At 72.7% G+C, this 16766-nt stretch carries 17 protein-coding genes; 9 read left to right on the top strand and 8 right to left on the bottom strand.

The features are described 5' to 3' along the window. Positions 1-31: 31 nt before the first annotated feature. Together Ato02nite_RS30610 and Ato02nite_RS30605 are read right to left on the bottom strand one after the other, a co-directional pair. Entirely contained in the window at positions 32-934 is a 903-nt protein-coding gene (locus Ato02nite_RS30610; RefSeq protein ID WP_213010136.1) for an arginase family protein, read from the bottom strand. Positions 935-982: 48 nt separating this feature from the next. Beyond that, positions 983-2023 carry a hypothetical protein gene (locus Ato02nite_RS30605; protein ID WP_246607587.1) on the bottom strand — a complete coding sequence of 347 codons (1041 nt, stop codon included), beginning with the start codon at positions 2021-2023 and terminating at the stop codon, positions 983-985. Positions 2024-2082: 59 nt separating this feature from the next. Between Ato02nite_RS30605 and Ato02nite_RS30600 the strand changes: the two genes are divergently transcribed. After that, on the top strand, positions 2083-2496 hold the full coding sequence (locus Ato02nite_RS30600; RefSeq protein ID WP_213010134.1) for a hypothetical protein: 414 nt from the start codon (positions 2083-2085) through the stop codon (positions 2494-2496). Beyond that, the gene (locus tag Ato02nite_RS30595; RefSeq protein ID WP_246607586.1) at positions 2477-2776 is read left to right on the top strand and encodes an NIPSNAP family protein; all 300 of its coding nucleotides are present in this window, start codon (positions 2477-2479) and stop codon (positions 2774-2776) included. The genes Ato02nite_RS30600 and Ato02nite_RS30595 overlap by 20 nt, the downstream gene beginning before the upstream one ends. Here Ato02nite_RS30595 and Ato02nite_RS30590 read toward each other — a convergent pair. Together Ato02nite_RS30590 and Ato02nite_RS30585 are read right to left on the bottom strand one after the other, a co-directional pair. Beyond that, the gene (locus Ato02nite_RS30590) at positions 2759-3325 is read right to left on the bottom strand and encodes an RNA polymerase sigma factor (protein WP_213010132.1); all 567 of its coding nucleotides are present in this window, start codon (positions 3323-3325) and stop codon (positions 2759-2761) included. The two genes, Ato02nite_RS30595 and Ato02nite_RS30590, sit on opposite strands and share 18 nt — an antisense overlap. 1 nt (position 3326) lies before the next feature. Further along, entirely contained in the window at positions 3327-4361 is a 1035-nt protein-coding gene (locus Ato02nite_RS30585) for a maleylpyruvate isomerase family mycothiol-dependent enzyme (protein WP_213010131.1), read from the bottom strand. A gap of 145 nt (positions 4362-4506) precedes the next feature. Here Ato02nite_RS30585 and Ato02nite_RS30580 point away from each other — a divergent pair, with 145 nt between their 5' ends. After that, entirely contained in the window at positions 4507-4875 is a 369-nt protein-coding gene (locus Ato02nite_RS30580; RefSeq protein WP_213010130.1) for a nuclear transport factor 2 family protein, read from the top strand. On the opposite strand, the gene Ato02nite_RS30575 is transcribed toward Ato02nite_RS30580, so the two are convergent. Together Ato02nite_RS30575 and Ato02nite_RS30570 are read right to left on the bottom strand one after the other, a co-directional pair. After that, the gene (locus Ato02nite_RS30575; protein WP_213010129.1) at positions 4835-5449 is read right to left on the bottom strand and encodes a TetR/AcrR family transcriptional regulator C-terminal domain-containing protein; all 615 of its coding nucleotides are present in this window, start codon (positions 5447-5449) and stop codon (positions 4835-4837) included. The two genes, Ato02nite_RS30580 and Ato02nite_RS30575, sit on opposite strands and share 41 nt — an antisense overlap. 102 nt (positions 5450-5551) lie before the next feature. Further along, positions 5552-6298 carry a hypothetical protein gene (locus Ato02nite_RS30570; protein ID WP_213010128.1) on the bottom strand — a complete coding sequence of 249 codons (747 nt, stop codon included), beginning with the start codon at positions 6296-6298 and terminating at the stop codon, positions 5552-5554. Positions 6299-6347: 49 nt separating this feature from the next. Between Ato02nite_RS30570 and Ato02nite_RS30565 the strand changes: the two genes are divergently transcribed. Both Ato02nite_RS30565 and Ato02nite_RS30560 read left to right on the top strand, forming a co-directional pair. Then, positions 6348-6719, top strand: a complete 372-nt coding sequence (locus Ato02nite_RS30565; RefSeq protein ID WP_213010127.1) for a hypothetical protein — start codon at positions 6348-6350, stop codon at positions 6717-6719. 18 nt (positions 6720-6737) lie between these two features. After that, positions 6738-8099, top strand: coding sequence for a serine/threonine-protein kinase (locus tag Ato02nite_RS30560; RefSeq protein WP_213010126.1), 1362 nt, complete (start codon positions 6738-6740; stop codon positions 8097-8099). Here the strand turns inward: Ato02nite_RS30560 and Ato02nite_RS52620 are convergent. Further along, positions 8096-8608: a pyridoxamine 5'-phosphate oxidase family protein gene (locus Ato02nite_RS52620; protein ID WP_213010125.1), complete on the bottom strand. Its 513-nt coding sequence runs from the start codon at positions 8606-8608 to the stop codon at positions 8096-8098. The two genes, Ato02nite_RS30560 and Ato02nite_RS52620, sit on opposite strands and share 4 nt — an antisense overlap. A 30-nt stretch (positions 8609-8638) precedes the next feature. Then, complete coding sequence (locus Ato02nite_RS30550; RefSeq protein ID WP_213010124.1) at positions 8639-10300, bottom strand: hypothetical protein; 1662 nt, start codon at positions 10298-10300, stop codon at positions 8639-8641. Positions 10301-10414: 114 nt separating this feature from the next. Between Ato02nite_RS30550 and Ato02nite_RS30545 the strand changes: the two genes are divergently transcribed. From Ato02nite_RS30545 to Ato02nite_RS30530, 4 genes are all read left to right on the top strand, one after another. Then, complete coding sequence (locus Ato02nite_RS30545) at positions 10415-11245, top strand: LLM class F420-dependent oxidoreductase (RefSeq protein ID WP_213010123.1); 831 nt, start codon at positions 10415-10417, stop codon at positions 11243-11245. Further along, positions 11242-11643 (top strand): TIGR03668 family PPOX class F420-dependent oxidoreductase, encoded by a 402-nt coding sequence (locus Ato02nite_RS30540; protein ID WP_213010122.1) that lies wholly within the window; start codon positions 11242-11244, stop codon positions 11641-11643. The genes Ato02nite_RS30545 and Ato02nite_RS30540 overlap by 4 nt, the downstream gene beginning before the upstream one ends. A gap of 48 nt (positions 11644-11691) precedes the next feature. Continuing rightward, positions 11692-14232: an SCO7613 C-terminal domain-containing membrane protein gene (locus tag Ato02nite_RS30535; RefSeq protein ID WP_213010121.1), complete on the top strand. Its 2541-nt coding sequence runs from the start codon at positions 11692-11694 to the stop codon at positions 14230-14232. Between the two features lie 130 nt (positions 14233-14362). Then, the coding region (locus tag Ato02nite_RS30530) for a putative bifunctional diguanylate cyclase/phosphodiesterase (protein WP_213010120.1) at positions 14363-16766 on the top strand (2404 nt) is incomplete at its 3' end.

Raw genomic sequence — 16766 nt, 5'->3', positions numbered from 1 at the left:
GGCGGTCACGGAACGCGGCACACCACGGCCATCACGGAACGCGGCGCGGCCCGGCGGGACCGGTCGGCTCCGTGGGCAGGCTGGCGGTGACCGCCGCGAGGTAGTGGGGCAGCACGTCGAGGTCGGGGGCGTGGTCCGGGTTGATCTCGGTGAGGACCAGCGCCGCGAAGAGGGGGCTCGCGGTGAAGACGCGCAAGGTGGCGGCCAGCTCGGCGAGGTGCAGTTCGCCGCAGTCGGGGACGTCGGCCAGTGGGGTGTCGGCGAACGCGAGGACATCGGCGTCGAGGTGTAGCACGAACGGCTTGGTGATGTGTGTGAGCGCCCGGTGGGCCGCCGCCTCCGGCCCGGCGCGAATCTCGTCGACGTGCAGGTGGGCGATGCCCAGATCGTCCAGCAGGCGCAGCTCGATGTCGTCGGCGGGCAAGGTGTGGCCGAAGTTGACGATGTCGGCCGGTGTCAGCAGCGGGGCGTCGCCGGCCACCTCGGGGACGTGACCCGGGATCGCCAGCAGATGTGCCATGCCCATCGCGTCGAAGTTGCCGATCGGTCTGGTCGCCGGGGTGTAGAGGTCGGGGCCGCTGTCCACGTAGAGCAGCGCCGGATCGACTCCGGCCCGGCGGAACCCGGCGACCACCCCGATCGTGATCGAGCAGTCGCCCCCGATGACCAGCGGTTTCTGACCGGCCGCGAGGATCCGCACGACGCCGTCGGCGGTGTCGGCGGCGACCCGCGCCACGGCGGCGGCGTTCTTCGCGTCGGGCCGTTCCCGGTCGAGCCGCCATCGGAACGCGGGCACGTCGCCGTGGTCCTGCACCCCGCCCGCCAGCAGGCCGACCAGGCCGGCAGCACGGATCGCCGCCGGCCCTTTCTCCAGGCCGGGCGTGTGTGCCCCCGCGCTGGACGGCACCCCGATCAATCCCCAGTGGACATCCATGCCGGTCATGCTGGCACGCCCCTCTGACAAGAATTCGGCTGCGCGGTGTTACTCCCGGCGGCGCAGCAGGAGGCCGCCCAGGATCGCGGCGGCCAGGACCAGGACGCCGCCGGTCACCAGCAGGCCGGTCGGGAGGCTGTCGTCCTCGGCGGCTTTCTGCGCGGCGGCCGGCACGGCTGAGGTCGTCCTGGTGGTGGGGCTCGGCGCGGCTGAGGTCGCCGGGGTGGTGACCGGGGCTCGGTCGGCCAGGGGGTAGCGCTGGATCACCGCCTCCTCGCCGTCCACCTCCTCCGAGACGGTCAGCAGCGCGGTTCCGTCCACGGTGTAGCTGATCGACTCGCCCTGCGGCTCGTCGGGCAGGGCGATCTGCGTCGGCGTGCTCTTCGTGATGGCGCCGACCACGTCGTCGCCATCAACTCCAAATTCGAAGGCATCGGCGTACGTCCGGAGAACCGCATGCCGGCCGTCGGGGCTCACCGCTCCCCCGGTGATCACCAGGCGGCCGGGCAGCCCGAAGGGATTGCTCGTGCCGGTCACCGGCACGGTGACCGAGCCGGCCGAGCGCAGTGTCGTGGTCTTGTCCGGCTTCAGCTCGCCGTCGGGGACATACACGCCGGCCGAGGCGATCGACTTGGTCACCACGATCGGGGTGCCGGCCCGGGTGAGCAGCAGCGCTTCCGCGTCGTGGGCCCCGTCGGGGTAGGTCAGGCGGTAGAGCACCGGCTCGTCGGCGCCGGGGGCCAGCCGCCACAGTGCGATGGTCGCCCGGTTGCCGTTGTTGTCGCCGATGTCGGCGACCCACAGCGTGCCGTCGGCGGCGATGCCGAGGTCCTCGGTGTCGCGCGGCCGGGACGGGTAGGACACCGTCCGGTCGACCTTGCACTTACGGTTCAGGTAGAAGATCTTCCGGTGCGAGGACTGGTCGGAGCTGTCGTCGACCACCACATAGCCGCTACCGGTGGCGGCCAGCCCGGAGAGCTCGGTGAGCCGCTTGTCACCGACCTTGCAGACCCGCTCCGGCCCGGCTGCCGCCGCGACCGCCACCCCGGGCACGGCAACCCCGATCGCCACCGAGGCCAGTACCGCCATCACACGAAGAATCATCGCCTCCCATTCGAGCACGCCACCCCGAGCAACCCGACCCCGACGTGACCGATCAGGCACGTTCCGGGGAGGGCACCTGGCACAGCGCGCTGACCGGCATCGCCCGCAATTTGTCACCGAACGGCAAGGTCGAGCTGGGCCTGGAGATAGCGAACGATCGTCGGCCGGCTGAGTCCGAGGGCGACTCGAGCGCGTTGGGGGCAACGATCGTCTTCGCGGAAGGTGGCCTCCGGAAGGCCGCCGCGAACGATTCGGGCTGCGTAGTCGGCGATCGCCGCCGCCCTGTCCTGCGCCCGGTCGAGGTCTCGCTGGGACTTTCGATCTGCGCGCCTCAGGCTTTCGATCTGCGACGGCCAGACTTTCGATTTGCGGGAATGATCATGGTGGTGACCAGCGCAGATCTGGATAGGTCGATACCGTGGGAGGATGATTACCTGCGTGGTGCACTACACCATTGACCCGGGGGAGATTGCGGCGTTCGAGCGCTTCGCGCGGGAGTGGATGCGGCTGGTGGCGGCGCACGGTGGGGTGCACCACGGGTATTTTCTGCCGGCCGAAGGGGCCAGCGACAAGGCCGAGGCGCTCTTCAGCTTCGAGAGCCTCGCGGCCTATGAGCGTTACCGGGCACGGTTCGGCAGCGACCCCGAATTCATCGCGGCGGACCGGATTCGGGACGACTCGGGGTGTGTGGTGCGGTACGAACGGACGTTCATGCGGCCGCTACTGCCCGGTCAGTGAGTAACCCTGCGCCTCCATGCGCTCGGCCAGCAGGCGCAGACCGCCGCGCAGTCGGGACTTCGCGGTTCCCTCGGGGACGCCCAGCTCGACCGCCACCTGGCGGTAGGACAGGCCGTAGTAGTAGGCCAGGGCGATCGCGTCCCGGTAGAGCTGGGGCAGATCGCGTACGCATTCCCGGACCGCCTTCGCCTGGGCGGCGCCCAGCACGTCGTCCTCCACGGTCGGCTCGGTGGGGGCCTGGCCGGCCAGCCGGGTCAGGTGGGTGCGCTGGGCGGACTGGCGGCGCACCAGATCGATGGCCCGGCGGCGGGCCAGCATGCACAACCAGGTGCGCAGCGAGCCCGCCCCGGGATCGAAACGCTCGGGATGCCGCCACAACTCGACGAACGCCTCCTGCACGGCGTCCTCGGCGCAGCACGGGTCGCCGGTGATCCGGGCGGCGAGGGCGTAGGCGGAGGGGGCGTGCCGGTCGTACGCCTCGGTCAGCGCGGCCTCGTCGGCGGCGACCAGCATGGCGCGCAGGCGCACGTCGTCGGCGTGGGAACGCACCTCACTCACACCCCAGCGTGGCGGCGACGGCGAGCAGGTCGAGGGCGGCGGAGCGATCCCCGCTGATCTCGGCGGCCGACGCCGGCACCGGGATCCGGCCGGCGAGCAGCCGCCCGAACCGCTCGGCGGGAAGCCGGATCTCCGCGACCGGCGAGCCTCCGGAGGCAGGACCGGCGGACATCGGGACGACGAACGAGTCCCCGCCCGGGCCGGTCAGCCGCACGAAAACGGTGGTGCCGGGCCGGCCCCGGCCGGCGCTGTCCATCGCCCCGGGCAGCAGCGCCAGCCCGAGCGCCACGATCCGGGCCAGATGCAGCGGCGGCGGGGAGACCGGCGGCAGCGCGATGGCCTCCCGCACGTCGGAGTCGTGGATCCAGGTCTCGAAGGCCCGCTGGGTGAGCGCGTCGCGCAGCGGCCGCCGCACCGGGATCCGCCCGGCCAGCCGCACCGGATGCCCGAGCAGGTCGGCCCGGCTGCCGACGGTCCGCAACAGACGATCCGACCGGTCCCGCCATTCCAGACGCGCGACCGGCGACGACGAGAGACCCGCGACCGGCGACGACGAAAGACCGGCGACCGGTAAAAGGCCGCCGGGCGGCGGAGAAAGACGTGCGGACGGAGAAAGGCGTACGGACGGCGGCGCGCTCAAGCCGAGGTCGTCGGCCACCCGGGCGTCGTTGGCGGCCAGGTGGGACACCAGCTCGGCGACGGTGCGTCCGCCGGTCACCGGTGCCTGCCAGTCCCGCGCCGACAAACCGTCGAGCAGCACCCCGAAAGAGGCGACCTGAGCGGCGTACGCATCAAGCGCGGAAGAAATCGACGGCGCCCGCGCCGACCGGGCGGCCGTGAGCATCCGGGAGCGCAGGGCGATCGGCGGGGCCTCGAAGTGCGAAGCACTGAGCCACGCCGCGGTCCGCGCGGCGGTCGAGACCAGCGCCGAGCACGCCCCGCACGAGCCCACGTGGGCGGCGACGGACGGGTCGGCGCAGTCGCCGAACGCGTACGCCTCGAGCAGATCGTCGGGGTGCCCACTCATAGGCCGACGACGATACGCAGCGTTCCCGGAAATGGGTGGCGCATTCCGGACAGTCATCCGGATCGGGCCGGCGTGCGAATACCGCGCAGAAACTAGGGGGGAACCAACTATGGGGGCGGAGAGGACGCCACTGCGGTGGGCGTTCGTGAACAAGGATCCGACGCTTGATCCGGATCTGTTGCACATCTACATCGATGGGTGGTGCCGGCACGACATCGATGTGGTGCTGGCGGCGCTGGCCGATGATTGCGAGGTCATCGAGTCGCACGGCCCGGTCCATCGGGGGAGGGATCAGGTCGGCCGCTGGATGCGAAGCTGGCTGGCGACCGGCGGGCAGGTCCGGGAATGGCGGATCACGGACAGCGGCGCGGCCGGTGATCTGCTGGTGGCGGAATGGGAGATCACCCGCCGCTGGCGGGGCGAGGAATCGTCGTTCCAGGGCGCGACGATCTGCCGCACGCTGGGTGGGCGGATCAGTTATCTGCGGGAGTACGCGGGCCGACTCGCACCCTGATTCCGTCGATCAGGAGGCCGAGTCCGAACTCGAATCGCCGGCCGGGGTCGGCGCCGATCGCCGTGGCCAGTTCGCGCAGATCGGCGTCGCCCTCGGCCCGGGCGGCGAGTTTCGCGTCCCGGTCGGGGCCGGTCGCCTGTTCCTCGATGGTGTGGCCGAGCACGTAGTGCCCGACCGCGAACATCGTCCAGGCGGCCTGCTCGGCGGGCAGTCCGGCGTCCATCAGGATGCGCATGCCGATCCGGCCGGCCAGGGCGGTGTTGGGCTCGGTCACGAACGTCTCGGCGACCAGCCGGGCCCCGTCGCGCACGCCGAGCAGGGCCTGCCGCAGCTTGTGCGCGAGGGTGACGAGGCGCTGGTCCCACGGGCCGGCCGGGGGCGGTTCGGCGACCGCGGCGAGCAGGTCGTCGGCGATCGCCTCGAGCAGCACCTGCTTGCCGGCGAAATGCCAGTAGAGTGCGCCGGCCTGCACGTTGAGCGCGGCACCGAGCTTGCGCATGGTGAGACCGTCGAGCCCTTCGGCGTCGAGAAGATCCCGGGCACCCCGCAGGACATCGGCGCGTCGTAGCTGCACGGATCCGAGTCTCGCACACCGTCGATCAGGCGAGAGTGGAGCGCCCATACCGCCAATAGCCGACGAATCCGATGTCGGCCTTGGCTGTTCAAGTCAGGCTTCTCAGTTCCGAGCGCCGCTCCGAAGCCCCGTCCCGGCTCCGAGCACTGCCCGCAGTTCCGCCTCGGTTCCGATGGCCGCCCGGCGCTCCGGCTCGGCGACGTAGCCGGCGATCACTCCGGCCAGCAGGTCGGCGTCGGCGCCCGCGGTCAGGAAGTGCGAGCTGCCCGGCCGGTAGCCGCGCTTGACCACCAGCTCCGGCCGGTCGAAGTAGAGCGCGATCTGGTTGCGGCCGATCGACACGGCCGGCTCCTCGGCGGCCAGGGCCGCCCACGGCACGAACAACGACCCGAACGGCTGCAGGTCGGTGAGACCCTCGGGGGTGAGGCGTACGCCGTGCCAGCGCCACCCCAGATACCAGATCCCGGCCGTCACGACCGCGAGCACACCGACCGCGATCACCCCGAACTGCCACAGCTCGCCGGCCGGATCCGGGTCACCGGCCCGCTGGGTGAGCAGCCCCGCACCGAGGAACGTGAAGGCCCCGGCGTGCAGCGCCCGGTTCGGGTTGAGCGGTGTCTCGAAGGCGTGCCACTCGGGCCGCAGCAGCAGGTCACGCGGGTGGTAGAGCAGGATCGCCACCACCGACAGCCCGTAGAGCACCACGGTGAGCACCACCATCGCCCCGAAGGCGACGAACCAGGAGGTCTCCCGCGGTTCGGCCACCACCGACAGCGCGACGGCCAGCCCGAGCGCCGCCACCAGAAAAACCTGGCGCCCCCGGGCGACCAGCCGAAACCCTGTGATCATCGCTGTCCTGCTCATCGCCCGCGAGCATAGGAGATGAGAGCATCCACCCATGCTGACCGGTTGCATCCTGGCGGAAAGCCTCAGGGTCGGAGCGGAGCTGCACTTCCCGGCATTGCGGATAACCCGCATTGCCCGCGCCGACGTCTCGGCCTCCGCCTCCCCCACCCAGCCCACGGTCTTCACCGAAATCAATTTCGAGGCCCCCGACGAGTACGCCGATGAGCTGGCCGCCACGCTGGCCGGCGCACTGGCCGAGGGCCCGAACTGGTACGCCGATTTCCGGGCGGGCGACGACCACGTGGTGGTCTTCCCGGGCCGCGTCTTCCGCTACCGGGTGGGCGACCCGGCCGGCCGCGAGGAGGCCGTTCGCTACGGCCGCGACCAAGGCATCCCCGAGCCGCAACTCGACTGGGGCGACTAGCGCTCTAGGCTGGCGCGCGTGCTGGGACCTGGGGTGCGGCTTGGTGAGCGGTATCGGCTCGAGGAGCGGGTCGGGGCCGGCGGCATGGGTGAGGTGTGGCGGGCCGTCGACGAGGTGCTGGGGCGGATCGTCGCGGTGAAGGTGATGCTGGCCGCGGTGGCCGACGAACCGGACTTCGCGCGGCGGTTCCGGGCCGAGGCCACGGCCATGGCGCGGGTCAATCATCCGGCGGTGGCGTCCGTGCACGACTTCGGCCGCAGTCACGATCTCACCTACCTGGTGATGGAGTTCGTCGACGGGGAGTCGCTCGCGCAGCGGATCGCCCGGGGTGGGCGGATCGCGCCGGAGGAGACGCTGCGGCTGGTCGCGCAGGCCGCGGACGGGCTGCAGGCGGTGCACGACCAGGGGATCGTGCACCGGGACATCAAGCCGGCGAACCTGCTGCTGCGCCGGGACGGCTCGGTGGTGATCACCGACTTCGGCATCGCGCGGCGGGACGACGCGAGCCTGCTGACCTCGTCCGGGGCGATCATGGGGACGCCCAGCTACCTGTCGCCGGAGCAGGTGCTCGGGCAACCGGCGACGGTGCGCAGCGACATCTACTCGCTCGGCCTGACCGCCTACGAGTGCCTGGCCGGGCAGAAGCCGTTCGTCGGGGACAACCCGTATGCCGTCGCACTTCAGCGGCTGCAGACCGCCCCGCGGACGATGGGGATCACGCTGCCGGCCGCGGTCCTCGCCGTACTCGAGAAAGCCCTGGCCACCGACCCGGCGCAGCGCTGGCCGTCGGCGTCGGCCCTGGCCGGCGCGGCCCGCGCGGGGGCCGCCGGAACCGGGATCCCGGCGCCGGTCGGCCCGGCCCCGGCAAATACAGAGGGTAGGGCGCGGCGAATGCTGTGGGCCGCGCTGGTGCTCGCCGTCGTCCTCGCCGGCGGCGTCGCCGTCTGGGGTTTCACCCGCGACGGCGGCGGCGATTCCGCCGTGCCGGCCGCGAAAGCCGGCGTGCCGGCCGGCTTCGCCTCCTGCGGTACGGGATATTGCCCGGTCGAGCCGATGTGCTGGGGTGGCCTCACCGCGATCAGCGGACGGGCCCAGCCACCCGGGCGGATCAACTGCGACGAGCCGCACCGCTACCAGACCTACGCGGCCATCCCACTGCCCGAAGGCGCGCTGGAGATCCGCACCGACTCCCTGATGGCGCAGCCCGCGGTGACGAAGGCCTGCACGCCCGCACTGCTCAGGTCGCGCGGCAGCACCCCGGGGAAGGCGGACGCGTTCACCCCGGACGCATGGCCGATCCAACTGCCGGACGGGAGTTGGCTGCTGCACTGCCTGGCCCGATCGCCGGGCGGCGAGACGACCGGCTCGGTGATCGGTTAGCGGTCGAAGGTCCACTTCGTCGCGCCGTGGGGTTCGGCCGTCGCGACGCCGACGACGGTGTGGAACGTGAAGCGGTAGACCTCCCACGGCGGCGGGCCGGCGCTCGGCGCGCTGAACGGTGCGGTCAGCGCGTCCCCGGCCACCTCGGCCGGCCAGCCCCCCGCGCGATATCCCGCCGCCACCTCCGCCAGCACGGCCGGGTCGGTGACCCGGGCCGCGGTGCCCTCCAGCACCACGTCCAGGCCGGGCAGCGCGGCGGAGATCGTGCAGCGCGGATTGACGGCCAGGTCGCGGGCCTTGCGGGTGGCCGGGTTACTGGTGAAGTAGTAGAAGCCGTCCCGCCACAGGGCACCGATGCCGGCCGCGTGCGGAGTGCCGTCGGGGCGGCAGGTGCCGAGGAAGTGGGTCTGCGTCGGGCTCGAGCCGGGGCTCAGGGCGGCGAGGGCGCGCGACCATTCCAGGGGCGCGCTGCCGTACCGGCAGAGGTTGGTGATTTTCGACGGAGTCATACCGTTACTGACCGCCGGGGACGCGCGAACTCATCGGGCCGGGCAGACGATCAGGTTGGCCGGGGCCTCGACGCGGGCCTCGTCGGAGCAGTCGAACCGGCCGTCGATCAGGCCCTGCACCTCCGCCGGCGCCTTCGCCAGGTTGAACCAGGTCGGCTGCACGATCAGGTAGCGGGCCGTCCGGTCCTCGGTCAGGCAGCGCAGGTTGTCGTCGTAGCTGCGGTACTCCCGCACCCGGGCGAACAGGGTGCCGCGCTGCAGCCACTGCGGCGACGGATAGCGGCAGGCCGTCGGGTTGCCGATGCCGTAGTTGACCGAGCCGAACGCCAGGTAGAGCACGGGGGTGTCGTGGCCGATCCGGTCGCTCAGCGCCTCGTACGGGGCGTTGGCCGGTCGCGCCACCGGCGACTGGTAGTTGTACATGCTGAACGACAGCGGCGCGCCCAGCAGCACCGGCGGCAGCAGCACGACGGACAGGACGACGGCGCCCGCCGGCCACGGCACCGAGCGGGCGGTCACCGTCCACACGGCCACCGCGGCGATCGCGGCGGCCAGCAGATAGGAGCCGGCGACCAGGCCGACGTGGTCGTGCCGCCACTCGGCGTCCTGGCGCAGCAGCAGGAAACTCGCGGCGGCCGGCACCAGGGTGGCGGCCAGCAGCGGCACCCGGGCGGCCGGGCTCAGCGCGAAGGCGCCGGCCCACACCGCCGCGGCCAGCACCGGGACGACCGCGTAGTGGTACATGAAGAACTCGCCCTGGCCGTACGCCGAGGCCAGCGACAGACCGGTCGCGACCACCGCGATCCCGGCCCCGAGCCAGCGCAGCCGGGCGCCCGCCTGCCGCTGGATCAGGGCGGCGAACGCGGCCGGCGCGGTCGCCACGATCGGGCTGAGGATGGTGGTGTCGCCGAGCCCGTAGCGCAGCCAGTGGAAGTCGACCCGGCGCAGGCCGTGGTGGATCGGCGAGTCGTCGACCAGGTCGGCCTGGTCCCGCAGCCACAGCCACTCCCAGGGCAGGAAGTGCTTGGTCGTGGCGTACCAGAGAACGGCCAGCACGGCGGCGGCGCCGGCCACCCACAGCGCCCGGCGCAGGCTGAACAGCGCGATCGCGATCAGGGCCAGCAGCGCGATCGGGGCGGTGGCCAGCTTGACCGCGACCACCAGCACCGTGCCCAGGCCACCGAGCAGCACGCCGAGCCACAGCCGGCGGGGCGCCAGGGCGGCACCGACGGCGGCCACGGCGGCCAGCGCGGCCACCCAGTCCGGCTCCAGGAAATGCCACGGCGGCGAGACGATCAGGGCGAACCCGACGGTGAACGCGATGCCGGCCGCGGCCCGCCTGTCGAGGTGCCGGCGCAGCCCGAGGAACAGCAGCGCGGCCACCGCCACGATCAGCACGTCGGCCTCGGCCCGGACGACCCGGTCGGCGATCCACGAGGGGGCGTCGCCGGTGTGGCCCAGCGCGCCGATCAGCAGCCGGTAGGCGACCGGGCGCGCGATGAACACATCCCAGATGCTGACCCCGCCGGCCCCGGCCGTCTCGATGCCGCCCAGCGCGTACGTCACATCGCCGTTGAGCGCCGCCAGACCCGTCACCAGGACGGTAGCCAGCACCACCACCCCGGCCGCGATGAGGCCGTAAGGCCGGGTTTTCCGGGGTGTTTCGACGCGATCCATCTCGATTGTGCTCATCGAACCGCGATGCTAACGACGGCATCGGCCGCCCGGGAGGGATCCGCTCGTCTGTGCACCCTGCGGTGTCACATCGTTCACCGGCAGTTCAGGCGGGCTCCTAGGATCGGGTTCATGGAATTCGGTGTCGGCTATTTCCCCACCCACGACGGCGTGCGACCCGGCGAGATCGCCCGGCGGGTCGAGGAGCGCGGGCAGACCGCGCTGTTCTTCGCCGAGCACACGCACATCCCGGCCGCTCGCGAGACGCCGTGGGGTGGCGGGCGGCAGCTGCCGCAGAAGTACTGGCACACCTACGACCTGTTCGTGGCGCTGACCGCGGCCGCCGAGGCGACCAGCCGGCTGCGCATCGGCTCGGGGGTCTGCCTGGTCATCGAGCGCGACCCGATCACCACGGCGAAAGAGGTGGCCAGCGTCGACCACCTCAGCGGCGGGCGGTTCGAGTTCGGCATCGGGTCGGGCTGGAACCGCGAGGAGATGGCCAACCACGGCACCGACCCGCGCACCCGGCTGGCCCTGCTGGGCGAGCGGGTGAAAGCGATGCGGGCGATCTGGACCGAGGACGAGGCCACCTTTCACGGGAAGTTCGTGAACTTCGACCGGATCTGGTCGTGGCCGAAACCGGCGCAGAAGCCGTGGCCGCCGATCCTGGTCGGCGGGGGCGGGCCGACCGCCCTGGACCGGGTGCTCGACTACGGCGACGGCTGGTTCCCGCAGTGGCAGGACACCGACCTGTTCGACCGGATCCGCGAGCTGCGCGGCCGCGCCGATCGCTACCTGCAGGTGCAGGTGCTCAGCGTGCCGCCCGACCCGAAGGCCCTCGAGCAGCTGGAGCGGGCCGGGGTGCAGCGGGCGTCGGGGTGGCTGCCGTCCGGGCCGTGGAGCGTGGTCGAGCCGGCCCTGGAGAAGTGGGAGCGCGCGATCGCCGACCTGGTCGGGCGGTGACGCCGGCGGAGCGGTTCGGCACGGCCCGGGTGGCCCGGCTGGCGACGAGCGGCCCGGGCGGCGATCCGCATCTCGTGCCGTTCGTGTTCGCGGTGGTCGGCGACGTCATCCACTCCGCCGTCGACGCCAAGCCCAAGCGGTCGCGCCACCTCCGCCGGCTGGCCAACATCGCCGCGAACCCGCAGGTCTGCGCGCTGGCCGACCACTACGACGACGACTGGTCGCAGCTGTGGTGGGTGCGGGCCGACGGCACGGCACGGATCCTGGACTCCGCGCCCGAGAGTCTCGACGCTCTCGTCGCGAAATATCCGCAATATCGGGCAGCCGCGCCGGACGGCCCGTTCCTCCAGATCACCGTGTCGCGCTGGTCGGTCTGGGTATCCGGGCAGCCTCTTTAGGTATGCGTGCTCAGGAAGCGTGACCCCGCCCCGACAAGGATCGAGCACGTGACCTACCCCTGCCCGCATTGCCGCGCCACGGCCTCGAGCGAGACCGGCTGCCCCTCCTGCGGGCGCGGACCCGACACCGACGCCATCCAGGTGATCGAGACCGACAACGAGATCGCCACGCTGCTCACGCAGCTCGCCACCGCCCGGCGGGCGGTGAGCGACCTGGAGACGCGAATCTCGCACGCTTACCAGCGGCGCAATCAGGCGGCCGAGAGGGTACGGGCATCGCTGCGGCCCGGCACCTCGTCGCCGTCGCCGTCGTCCGCGCCGGAAACGTCGTCCCGGGCCGTGCAGAACGTCCTGTTCCTGCTCGGCGGGCTGCTGCTGGCCGTCGCCGCGATCGTCTTCACCGCGGTGGCCTGGTCGCAGTTCGGGGTCGGCGGCCGCGCCGCGATCCTCGGCGTGGTCACCGTCGCCGCCCTCGCGGTGCCGCCGCTCGCGCTGCGCCGAGGCCTGCGCGCCGCCGCCGAGACGGTCGCCGCGGTCGGCGTTCTGCTGATCCTGCTGGACGGGTACGCCGCCTGGTACGTCAACCTGTTCGGCCTGGCCGGCGGCGACCCGGCCCGCTACGCCGGCGCGGTCTTCGGGCTCACCGCCGCGATCGCCGCCGGCTACGGCTATCTCACCGGCCTCACCGCCCCCCGCTACGCCGCCCTGCTCGCCGGCCAGCCGGCCCTGCCGCTGCTGGTCGCCCCGGCGCACCCCGGCCCGGCCGGCTGGACCCTGACGTTCGGCATCCTGGCCGCCTTGGACGTGGCGGTCCGCCGCACCCGGGTCGCCCCGCTCGCCTACGCCCTCGGCGGCATCGCCGCCCTGGCCGCGGTCACGCCGGCCCTGGTCGCCGCGGGCCGCACCGTCGACGCCGCCCGCCCGGTCTTCCACGCGACCTGGTCCGCGACCGTCTCCTCCGCGGGCTGGCGCCTCCCGGCCGCCCTGGCCCTGGTCACGATCGCGTTGGTGGTCGCGCTGCCGTCCCGGGCACGCCCGGCCGCCACGATCGCCGGCGCCGCCGCGATCGCCCTGGCCCTGCCGTCCGGCCTGCACCTACCGTGGTGGAACGGCCCGCTGATCGACCTGGTCGTGCTCGCCGCCGCCCTGACCCTGGCCGCCCGCCACGCCGCACCGGCACTCGCCGACGCCGCCCGCCAGGCCGCACCCGCCCTCGCCGTCCCGGCCACCCGCGTCGCCACCCGGGTCGCCGCCCACCCCGCCGCGGCATCCCCGACGGCCGCCTCGTCGGTCGCTTCCGTCCTCGGCGGCCAGGGCGGCCTCAGCACGGCAGCCGGCGCCACCGGCCTCAGCGGCGCAGGCGGTCTCAGCGGCGCAGGCGGGCTCAGCGCCGCACTCGGCCTCGGCGGTGCAGGCGGCTTCGCCGGGCAGCTGATCGTCGCCGGGCTGCTCGGCCTGCACGCGGTTGTAGCCGGCTTCGGCCGGCCCGGCATGGCCGCCGCCGTCCTGGCCGTGCTCGCCCTGCTCGGGATCGCCAGTGCCGCCTTCGCCCGGCACCCCGGCCTGCGCGCCGCCGGAATGCTCACCGCCCTCCTCGCGGTGCCGGCGGTCGCCTGGACCGCCGCGAACGCCCTCGGCCTCGCCGGCCCGGGCCAGGTGCGATCCGTCGCGGTCGCCACCGCCATCCTGGTGTGCGCGATGCGGCTCCGACCGGCTCATCCGCCGACAGCGGCAACATCAGCCACTCCCCTCCCGCAGCGGCCGGCCGTTATGGCGGCGGCGCTCGTCTCGGGTGCGCTGCGGCTGCCGTTGATGTTGGTGGCCGTGCTGGGTCTGACCGCTCTGCTGCCGGTGTGGGCGTTGGTGGCCGGTGAGCCGGTTGTGGTCTACCTGGTGCTCGGCCTGCTGCTGGCGGGCAGTGCCTCGGCGCTGACCCGGGATCGGGTGACGGAGGTCGCGGTGCTCGCGCCGGCCGGGTTTGTGCTGGTGGTGGTCCTGCTGGGAGATCTGCTGAGCACCCGGGCAGCCACGCTGGCCGGCCTCGGGGCGCTGCTCGCCGCGGCCGCGGTGACCGGCACCGCGGGGCGGACGGCCCGGATTCGCCGGCTCGGTGTGGCCATCGCGATCATGGCGGGGTGGGGGGTTGCTCTGGCCGCGGCGCCGGGGACCGTGCTGGAGGCGTACACCCTGCCGGCAAGCGGCCTGGCACTGGCCGCCGCCCTTCTCGCCCGGCGCGGCCCCACGCCGAGCTGGGTTTCCTACGGCCCGGCGCTGAGCACGGCGCTGACGCCCAGCCTGGTTTCGATCTTCGTGGACGAAGGGCAGTACCTGCGGCCGCTGCTGCTCGGGGTGGGGGCGCTGGCGATTCTGCTGGTCGGGGTGCGGACCCGGCTGCGGGCGCCGGTGATCGCCGGCAGCCTGGCGCTGGCGCTGGTGGCGCTGCACGAGCTGACCCGGGTGTGGGATCTGGTGCCGCGGTGGATCCCGCCGGCCGCCGGTGGGGTGCTGCTCGTGGTGCTCGCCGCGACGCTGGAACGGCGGCGCCGTGACCTGGCCCGGTTCCGGGGCGCGCTGGGCCGGATGAGCTGAACGGATGAGTTGCTGCCTCCCCGTTTAGGTCGCATTCGGGGAGCAGACACCTAGGGAATTTGCAGGTAGCGGCGTTCCGTGCCGATCCGGGGGTCCTAGACGAAGGACTGCCCAGGAGATCGGAGCACGGATGTCGGCCACACGTATGCAGTCGTGCTTCGGGGCGTGGATCATCGCCCTGACGGCACTGTTCTACGTGTTCCCGGCGTACAGCATGTACTCCTGGGCCGCGATCGGTCTCTCGGCCGCGGCCGCGGTGCTGGTCGGGGTGCGGGTGCACCGGCCGTCCAAGCCGCTGCCGTGGTACCTGCTGTCGGCGGTGCTGGTCAGCTTCACGGCCGGCGACACGATCTACAACATCCAGATCGACTTCCTCGGCCAGGTCAACCCGTTCCCGTCCGTGGCCGATGGGCCCTACCTGCTGGTCTACCCGATGCTGGCGGCCGCGCTGCTGGTCTTCATCCGGGCCCGGGCCGGCGGGGACAACCGGGCCGCGCTGCTCGACGCGCTGGTGCCGACGGCCGGTCTGGGGCTGCTGTCCTGGGTCTTCCTGATCTCGCCGTACATCCGGAACACCGATCTGAGCCTCATCGAGAAGCTGACCTCGACCGGGTACCCGCTCGGCGACGTCCTCGCGCTGGCCATGCTGCTGCGCCTGATCACCGCGGGCGGCCGCAAGCCGGTCGCGCTCAGCACCCTGGCCGCGGGCGGTTTCAGCCTGCTGGTCACCGACGTGATCTACGGGCTGCGACAGCTCGACGGCACCTGGCAGGTCGGCGGCCCGGTCGACTCCGGCTGGATCCTCTTCTACACCGCCACCGCGCTCGCCGCCCTGCACCCGTCGATGCGCGAGATGACCGCGCTGCGCAGCCCGTCCACGGTCGTGATGGCCGGTGGCCGGCGGATCGCGATCATGTCGGTAGCCGCGCTGATCGCCCCGGCCGTGCTGCTGGTCGAGGACCTGACCGGCGGCGTCGACGACGCGCTGATGATCGCGACCGCGTCCGGCACGATGTTCCTGCTGGTCGTGGCCCGGGTCTCCGGCCTGCTGCAGGCGCAGCGGGAGAACGCGGCCCGGGAGCGGACGCTGCGCATGTCGGCGGCCGACCTGGTGGCCGCGAGCGACGAGTCGGAGGCCGCGCGGGCCGTCGGCAAGGCGATCGCCGAGATCGTGCCGGGCGGCGAGCCCTTCAAGGTCTTCCAATACCGGACCGACGCGGGCACCGCCGACACGACCGGCTTCCTGATGACCGGCCGGGTGCACACCGGCGACCTGCCCCGGCACGTCTCTGCCGAGCTGGGCGACTTCGAGTGGGCGCTGTACGGCGAGGTGGTCACCTCGGTCCCCGGCGACGGTGCCAAGGTACGCAGCCTCGTCTACCTGGCGGCCGACGAGGAGCTGCTGGTCGAGCTCCAGCCGTCGTTCGAGGCGCTGATGGCGCAGGGCACCATGGCGATCGAGCGGATCTCGCTGAACGCCGAGGTCAACCGGCGGGCCAGCGAGGACTACTTCCGGGCGCTGATCCAGAGCGCGTCCGACGTGATCCTGATCATCGGCGACGACGAGACGATCCGCTACGCCAGCCCGTCGGCGCTGCCGGTCTTCGGCCGCACCGACCTGGTCGGCACCTCGCTGTTCCGGCTCTTCGCCGGCACCGACCACGCCGAGCTGCGCGACCTGCTGTCCCTGGTGCTGTCCGGTCGCGGCCCGCGCGACGGCATCGACCTGACCGCGATCTCCGGCGACGACCTGCTGCTGCAGGTCGAGTGCACCTGCCGGGACCTGCGCGACGACAAGGCGGTCAACGGCCTGGTCGTCACCATCCGGGACGTCACCGAGCGCCGCCGGCTGGAGAACGACCTGGCCCACCAGGCCTTCCACGACACCCTCACCGGGCTGGCCAACCGGGCGCTCTTCCAGAACCGGCTCGAGCAGGCCGCCGCGGTGGCCGGCAAGGCCCGTGGCTCGGTCGCTGTCCTCTTCGTCGACCTCGACGACTTCAAGGAGGTCAACGACACGCTCGGGCACGCCGCCGGCGACCAGCTGCTGATCGCGGTGGGCAAGCGGATCACCGAGGTGGCCGGCCCGATGAACACGGCCGCGCGGACCGGCGGCGACGAGTTCGCGGTGCTGATGGAGCACCTCGCCGCGCCCGACGACGCCGAGGCGATCGCCGCCCGGATCGTGGCCGCGCTCAGCGAGCCGATCGAGGTCAGCGACGGGCACGGCGGCCTGCACCTGGTCAGCGGGGCCAGCAGCGTCGGCGTGGCGACCAGCGCGGACGCGGCCGGCATCAGCGAGCTCCTGCGCCGGGCGGACGTGGCCATGTACGTGGCCAAGACCGACGGCAAGAGCACCTGGCGCCGCTACCAGGACGTGATGCACGAGGCCATGCTGAGCCGGCTCGAGATGCGCTCGGCGCTGGTCGAGGCGGTGCCGGGCGACCAGATGCGGCTGCGTTTCCAGCCCATCGTCGACCTGCCCACCGGCAGCGTGATCGGTCTCGAGGCGCTGGTGCGCTGGCAGCACCCGG

It is taken from the genome of Paractinoplanes toevensis, assembly GCF_018332695.1.
GTDB lineage: Bacteria > Actinomycetota > Actinomycetes > Mycobacteriales > Micromonosporaceae > Actinoplanes > Actinoplanes toevensis.
The sequence above is the reverse complement of the archived record's forward strand: the minus strand, read 5'-3'. Positions and strand labels throughout refer to the sequence as shown.